The sequence below is a fragment of the Ruegeria sp. BHSB172 genome, assembly GCF_059613165.1.
Genome location: NZ_JBXWRZ010000041.1, coordinates 24,729 through 30,728 on the forward strand (window position 1 = coordinate 24,729; position 6,000 = coordinate 30,728).

Here is a 6,000-nt window from a genome sequence, read left to right on the forward strand (position 1 = left end):
GCGCTTTGCTGATATGTCTTAACGGACTATCATCCTTGGAAAAATGACGAACTGGCCCATGCCGGCCGCGGAGGCTGTATGCGATTAACATGCCCGAACTGTAACGCCCAGTACGAAGTGCCGGACGATGTCATTCCGGAAACCGGTCGGGACGTGCAATGTTCCAATTGTGAACAGACATGGTTCCAACCCAAGCATCCCGACAAGGACGGTCAGACGGATGTGGCCGAAAATAAGCCCGCACCGACCTCGACCGAGACGCCGCCTGAAGACCCAGACGAGCCTACCGCGCCCAAGCCGGAAGACACGGCCAGACCTGCGCCCGGATCCGAAGCCCCGAAACCGGAGCCGCGTAGCAGCGTGGACCCCACGGTCGCCAGCATTCTGCAGGAGGAGGCCGCCCGCGAGGCGGAATTGCGCGCCAAGGAAGGCACCAGCCTTGAAAGCCAGCCGGATCTGGGCTTGGACACTCCGCCCAAACCGGCGCCCGCCACCAAGCCGCCCGCTGCCACCGAAATCGCAGGCAACGCCGCGCAGCCTGGCGCCTTGCCGGACGTGGACAGCATCAATTCCAGCCTGCGCGGGGATGCGGCGGCAGACGCCGCCCCTGCAACCGAGGCGGCACCGCGCCGCTCGGGCGGGTTCATGCGCGGGTTTGCCCTGATGCTGATCATCGGCGTGGTGCTGTTTCTGATCTACGGAAATGCCCGCCAGATCAGCGAGGCGGTACCGCAGGCCGAACCGGTCCTTCAGTCTTATGTGAACCTGGTCGATCAGGCCCGCGTCTGGCTGGAAACGCAGGCGGGTTCGGCAGCCGAATAGGCCGCTTCAGAACCGTTCGAGCAACCGCTTGAGATATTCGAGTTCGATCTTCGGGCGGTCTGTTTCGCCGGTGCGACGGCGGATTTCATCCAACAGCTCGCGCGCCCGACGATAGACGTCTTCGCCCTGCAGCAGGTTCTCGTCCGTCGAGATCGACCCCGCCGCGCCCGGATTCCGGCCCAGCGGATCGCGATTGTTGGCCTGCATGTCGCCATCCTGCGTGCCCTGACCCGGCTGGTTCTGCTGATTCTGGGCCATGGCTTCGCCTAGTGACCGCATGCCCTCGCGCAAGGCCTCCATCGCTTCGGACTGACGGTCGATGGCCTCGGCCAGATCCTGATCGCGCAGGGCCTGTTCGGCCTCGTCCATGGCCCGCCCGGCGCGGCCCAGCGATTCCCGTGCCGCGTCGCCTTCGGGCGTTCCGGCCCCCGGTAAGTTCTGTTGCTGGCGTCGCAATTCTTCCCGCAGCGCCTGCTGGCGATCCGCCAGCATCCCTTCACCGCTCTGGCCTTCGCCGGATTGGTCCGAGCCCTGCCCGCCTTGACCCTCGTGGCTCTGGCCCCGGCCCTGCCCGCCGGACTGGCCCTCGTTGCCCTGGCTTTCACCGGCCCGAGCCCCCGGGTTGAACTGTTCCTGCAGGTCGCGGAAGGCCTCGTCGCTCAGGCCCTGTTGTTCGCGCAGGGTTTCGGCCAAGCCTTCCATGGCTTGTTGCCCTTCCGACTGGCCGCCCTGACCCTGACCTTGGGTCACGCGCATGTTTTCCATCATCTGCTGGAATTCCTCCAGCGCCTGCTGCGCCTCGGCCATGCGGCCCTGTTCCATCAGTTCCTGAATGCGGTCCATCATGCGCTGCAGGTCATCCTGCGTCATCTGCATGGTCTCGCCGTTCTGGTTCTGCTGACCCTGCTGGCCGCCCTGATTCTCTTGCGCCAATCGCTGTAGTTGGCGCAGATATTCGTCGGTCGCCTCGCGCAGTTCCTGCATCAGATCGGCGATCTCCTCGTCGCTGGCGCCGTTCTTCATCGCCTCGGTCAGCCGTTCCTGCGCCCGGCGCATCCGTTCCAGCGCATCCGCCAGCGTGCCTTCCTCGATCAACAGGGCTAGATCCCACAGCGCCTGGGCGATTTCCTCCTGCTGTTCCGGTTTCAGACCGAACTCGGTGAAGGTTTCCAGCCGGCGCAGGATGAAGCGCAGGCGTAGATAGGCGGTTTCCGAGCGGAAGATGTCTTCGGGACGGTGTGACACGGCGCGCAGCACCTGCGCCACGCGCGGCGCGTTGGCCCGCGCCCACAGCAGATCGCGCCGCTGTTCGATCACCGCCGCGGCGAGCGGGTCAAAGAACCGACGCGCGGGCAGCGCGGTTTGATAGGGTTCGGCATCCGAAGTCTGATCGGCGGCATCCTGCGCCGACAGGGTTATCCTGACCGGCAGATGCGCCCAGGGGTGCTGCGAGAAATCCTCGATAAGGTCCTCGGTGAAATCGCTGCGGTCGCCGGCGATCGGCATCGGCAGAGGAACGGTGATGGCCTCGCGCGGGTCGGGCACCGTGGCCAGGCCGTAACGGCGGTCGACCGCGGCAAGGTCCAGCTCAATCCGGGCCTCGCCCGAAACCACGCCGTAATCGTCGCGTGCCGCAAAGGGAAGTTTCATCTGCCCCCCCGCCTCGGCGGTCGGCGGCGCCGCCACGTCGATCTGCGGCCGCGTGTCAGCGATAATCTGGACCGACCAGTCGCGCCCGGCCGGACCTTCGATCGACAGGCGGCCGGATTGCTCGGCGATGAAATCCTGTTCCGGCTCCGTTGCGGCCTCAGCCCCGCCGCGCGAGGTTGTTTCCGTCAGGCTGTGCGCCCCGACCGCACCGTAGAATCGCAGGGTAACATGGCTGCCTTGCGGAATAGACAGGGTCGAGCCGGACTGATCGGCCAGATACAGGGTCGGCAAGCCGGTATAGCGGGGCGGCTCGACCCAGCCTTCCCAGCTGGGACCCTGACCCGCCGTCGCGGCACCCGGCGTCATTTCCGTCACCGACCCGATACGCCAGAACGAGCCGAACACCAGCCCAACCACCAGCGCCAGCATCGCGACGAAGCGCAGGCCAAAGGGATCTCTCCGGTTCAGGTCCAGATCCGGTCGGACCGGCCCGGCCTGGGCCGCTCGCGCGGCCATACGCGCCTGATGCGCTCGCCACAGCGCCACCGAATCCGGGTCCATCGCGCCGATGGCCTGATCGTCCATCAAAGCCTGGATAGGTCGTCCGGGCAGGGTTTCGTCCAACCGGACCAGTGCCTGCGCCCGGGTTGGCAGGTGAAACCTGCGCGCGCCCCAAATCAACGTCGCACACAGCGCCACGGCGGCCATCCCGCCCGCGATCCAGACCGTTTCGACGCCGACCATGTCCTGAACGCCCAGCATCAGCAGGCCCAGAACCAGCATCAGCAATGACAGGAAAGGCCAAAAGGCCCGCAACGCCTGCTCGGCCAGCATCCCGCCATGGGTCAGCCACAGGGACGCCTTGGGAATGGGCAGGTTCGATCTGTCGGTCACGGCGGGCCTCCGGGTCAGGCCCGCGCGGTCATCGCGTCAGAGCCATTCCGGTATGGTATCGCGGTTTATGATTTCGTCAAAGGTGGGCCGTTCACGAATAACCGCAAATTGATCGCCATTCACCAGAACCTCGGGGATCAGCGGGCGGGTGTTGTATTCGCTGGCCATCACCGCGCCATAGGCACCGGCGCTGCGAAATGCGACCAGATCGCCGGGGGTCAGCGGCGGCATGTTGCGCTGCTTGGCAAAGGTGTCGCCGGTTTCGCAGACCGGGCCGACGATGTCATAGGGGCGCTGCTCGACCCCCGGTGCGGGTTCGATGACGGGGACGATGTCATGATAGGCATCGTACATGGCCGGACGGATCAAATCGTTCATCGCCCCGTCCAGTATCAGGAAATCGCGCCCTTCGCCCGACTTTACATAGATCACCTTCGACACCATCAGCCCTGCGTTACCCGCGATCAGGCGGCCCGGCTCGATCTCGATCTCGCAGCCCAGATGGCCCAGCGTTTCCTTGATCATCGCGCCGTATTCGACCGGCAGCGGCGGCGCCTCGTTCGAACGCGCATAGGGGATGCCCAGGCCGCCGCCCAGGTCCAGCCGACGGATGTCGTGGCCTTGCGCACGCAGCTGTTCTGTCAGCTCGGCGACTTTGGAATAGGCCAGGCGGAACGGCTCCAGATCGGTCAGTTGCGAGCCGATATGAACGTCGATGCCCACCACCTTCAGCCCCGGCAGGTTGGCGGCATGGGCATAGACCTCGGGTGCACGGGCGATCGGGATACCGAATTTGTTTTCGGATTTACCTGTGGCGATTTTGGCATGTGTCTTGGCATCAACGTCCGGATTCACGCGAACGGTGATCGGCGCGATCACGCCCAGTTCCTGCGCGACGGCGTTGATCACCTCCATCTCGGGTTCCGATTCGACGTTGAATTGGCGAATACCACCTGTCAGCGCGGTGCGGATCTCCTCGGCCGTCTTGCCGACGCCTGAGAACACGATCTTTTCGCCCGGCACACCCGCTGCCTTGGCCCGCAGGTACTCGCCGCCCGAAACCACGTCCATTCCAGCGCCCGCCTGCGCCAGCGTTTTCAGGATGGCCTGGTTGCTGGCCGCCTTCATCGCATAGCAGACCAGATGGTCGGTGCCCGCCAGGGCGTCGTCGAACAGGCGAAAGTGCCGCAGCAGCGTGGCCGTGGAATAGACATAGAACGGCGTGCCGACCGCCTCGGCGATGTGGGCGATCGGGACATCCTCGGCGTGTAGCGCGCCGTCGCGGTACAGAAAATGATCCATGTCTGCGCGCTTAGACCAAAACGGCCCTGCGGATCAACGGGGTTTGCGGCGCGGGCAGGCAAACAGGGCCTAGCCCGGTGGCGCCGCGCCGCCCCTCAGGCCGGTCTCGAGCAGGGCCAACGTGGCATCCCGCCGGGCCTCAAAGACATCTTCCTCGACCCCGAAGATCGCCAGATGGATCACCAGCCCGTCCAGCATCGCCGTCACCGCCTGCGCCGCGGCCTGCGCACTCAGGTCGCTGCGAATTTCACCCGCGCGGATCAAGGGGGCCAACTGATCCGCATAGTGATCGGCCAGCCAGGCGAAGAACCCGCCGATGATCTCGGCCGCGCGCGGGTCCTGGAAACCGGGGCCCAGCACGTCAAAGAACAGCCGCGTCGCCGCCAGACGGTCGGCGGGCATGGACAGACGCAGCCCGGTCATGAACTGGTCCAGCGTCTGCGGGGCCGGGATGTCGCTGATGCGAGCGCGGATATCCTCGAAATACCGCCGCAGCAACGCCAGAAGCAAAGCCTCCTTGCTTTGGAAATACAGATACAGTGTGCCCTTGGCCATCGCGGCCTGGCGGGCCAAGTCCTGCATCTTTGTGGCGTGATAGCCCTGATCCAGAAAGCATGCCATGGCCGCATCCAATATGCGCCCCTGCATCTCTTCTCGATCGACGATCTTCGGCATCTTGCCCCTCAATTTTCTTACGGCTTTCTTACGGCGCGCCCCTCTTGACGCAGACTGGACGCAGCGTCACGCAATTTCAATTTTTTGATGACTACCGGGTCATTAAAGCCGTCTCCATTTATGACCCACCAGTCATTAATAGGATCCTGTCATGGCGCACTCGTCACAAATCAACGCCGGCCCAACGCGGCCTGTGGCGTCCCAACACACGGCCACAGCCGCCAAACTGATGCTTCTCCTCGTCGCCAGCTTTGTCACGCTGGTCCCCGGTGGCCCGATCGAGACCCGGGACTTTTCCGGGCTGGGCGAAACAGTATTCTGGGGTTTCAACGCCTTTCTGATCGCGCTTGCTCTGCTGGCCGTGGGGTCGGCGGTGGCCATGCTGCGCGGCTCGGCCGTCGCAAGCTGGGGCGCCATCGTGGCGGCCTAGGGATACATCTTCGTGGTCCTGCTGGACCTGGGTCATGTGTTCCCGACATCACCCGACCCGATCCCGCTGATGCTGGGGCTGGTCGAGATCCTGGATTTCATCCTGGCCGTCTATGTCCTGGCGCTGGCCCATCGCGGCCTGGGCCATTTCTGAACCCGCCTCACACACCCGAACCAGAGCTTGGGCCACGCCACGACAGGCGCGGCACCGACGCCTGTTGAACATCC

General features: G+C 64.7%; 4 protein-coding genes and 1 pseudogene. 2 read left to right on the forward strand and 3 right to left on the reverse strand.

The features are described from left to right. Positions 1 to 78: 78 nt before the first annotated feature. Positions 79 to 822: a zinc-ribbon domain-containing protein gene (locus AC2FM3_RS14885; protein ID WP_496683252.1), complete on the forward strand. Its 744-nt coding sequence runs from the start codon at positions 79 to 81 to the stop codon at positions 820 to 822. Positions 823 to 828: 6 nt separating this feature from the next. Here the strand turns inward: AC2FM3_RS14885 and AC2FM3_RS14890 are convergent, their stop codons facing one another. The 3 genes from AC2FM3_RS14890 to AC2FM3_RS14900 all read right to left on the reverse strand — a co-directional run bounded on the left by AC2FM3_RS14890 (position 829) and on the right by AC2FM3_RS14900 (position 5,343). Continuing rightward, positions 829 to 3,366 carry a TIGR02302 family protein gene (locus tag AC2FM3_RS14890; RefSeq protein ID WP_496683255.1) on the reverse strand — a complete coding sequence of 846 codons (2,538 nt, stop codon included), beginning with the start codon at positions 3,364 to 3,366 and terminating at the stop codon, positions 829 to 831. Positions 3,367 to 3,402: 36 nt separating this feature from the next. Continuing rightward, positions 3,403 to 4,668 carry a diaminopimelate decarboxylase gene (lysA, locus tag AC2FM3_RS14895; protein WP_496683256.1) on the reverse strand — a complete coding sequence of 422 codons (1,266 nt, stop codon included), beginning with the start codon at positions 4,666 to 4,668 and terminating at the stop codon, positions 3,403 to 3,405. Positions 4,669 to 4,737: 69 nt separating this feature from the next. Then, on the reverse strand, positions 4,738 to 5,343 hold the full coding sequence (locus tag AC2FM3_RS14900) for a TetR/AcrR family transcriptional regulator (RefSeq protein ID WP_496683259.1): 606 nt from the start codon (positions 5,341 to 5,343) through the stop codon (positions 4,738 to 4,740). 151 nt (positions 5,344 to 5,494) lie between these two features. Between AC2FM3_RS14900 and AC2FM3_RS14905 the strand changes: the two are divergent. Further along, positions 5,495 to 5,926 (forward strand): annotated as a pseudogene (locus tag AC2FM3_RS14905) (DUF8051 family protein). Positions 5,927 to 6,000: the final 74 nt, after the last annotated feature.

Coding starts and splice junctions, on each gene's coding strand:
- AC2FM3_RS14885 (WP_496683252.1), top strand. CDS start 79: ATGCGATTAACATGCCCGAACTGTAACGCCCAGTACGAAGTGCCGGAC.
- lysA (WP_496683256.1), bottom strand. CDS start 4,668: ATGGATCATTTTCTGTACCGCGACGGCGCGCTACACGCCGAGGATGTC.
- AC2FM3_RS14900 (WP_496683259.1), bottom strand. CDS start 5,343: ATGCCGAAGATCGTCGATCGAGAAGAGATGCAGGGGCGCATATTGGAT.